The 830-nt window shown below is 70.7% G+C and carries 2 protein-coding genes; one reads left to right on the top strand and one right to left on the bottom strand.

Annotated elements, in window-relative coordinates:
* Positions 1–378: TetR/AcrR family transcriptional regulator (locus tag A5713_RS17660; protein ID WP_156751928.1), on the bottom strand; the 378-nt coding region annotated here is incomplete at its 3' end.
* Between the two features lie 143 nt (positions 379–521).
* On the opposite strand from A5713_RS17660, the gene A5713_RS17655 reads away from it, so the two are divergent.
* A partial coding sequence (locus A5713_RS17655) for a TetR/AcrR family transcriptional regulator (protein ID WP_156751807.1) occupies positions 522–830 on the top strand: 309 nt, incomplete at its 3' end.

Raw genomic sequence — 830 nt, 5'->3', positions numbered from 1 at the left:
AACCGGGTGCTCGTTGCTTTCGGCGCGGACCGCGCGATCGAATGCGGCCAGATGCGGATGCTCGCGCATCAGCCGGCTCGCCTCGTCCAGCACCGCCGCGAGGCGATCGACCACGCCGCCGGGACCCGCGGCGGCCGCGCGCAGCCGCGGCAACGCGACGTCGGTCCGCGCCGCTATCGCGGCGTTGATCAGCTCCGCCTTGTTCGGAAAGTAGTTGTAGAGGCTGGCGCTGGTGACGTTCGCGGCCCGGGCGATCTCACGGATGGTGGCGCCCGCGTACCCGAATTCGGCCACGCAGCGCATGGTGGCAACGACGATCCGCTGCCGCGTCTCCTCGCCGCTGGCGCCGACCGGACGTCCCCGTTGCGCCCGCGTCACCGTGCTGTCCTCACTCGCGCGTCCCGTCCGCCGGCTCCCGGTCCCCGACACGGTCGAATATAATCGAGTGATCGATTAGTTTCGGCTTCGCCGCGGAGGTGCGTAGTGCGTGATGGACGGAGCTGCGGCGGGCTTCCCGCCGCATGAGCGTCACGCCGCCGCAATTGGGTCGGCCGGTGGGTGCCGACGGTGAGCAGACCCGGGCCCGCATCATCACCGCCGCGATGCGATGTGTGGCCGAGAATGGCTATTCGCGCACCACGATTCGCGAGATCGCCCGGGCGGCCGACGTCACCAGCGGCAGCCTGTACCACTACTTCCCGAACAAGTCCGAATTGCTGGACGCGGCCGTCGAGGACATCGAACGCATGGCGGTGCCGCGGCTGCGAGCCGCCGCCGCGGGTCCCGGCGGCGTGGTCGATCGCCTCGCGGCGGTGCTGGACGAGGCGAGC

It is taken from the genome of Mycobacterium sp. E2497 (assembly GCF_001668695.1).
Classification (GTDB): Bacteria; Actinomycetota; Actinomycetes; order Mycobacteriales; family Mycobacteriaceae; genus Mycobacterium.
The sequence above is the reverse complement of the archived record's forward strand: the minus strand, read 5'-3'. Positions and strand labels throughout refer to the sequence as shown.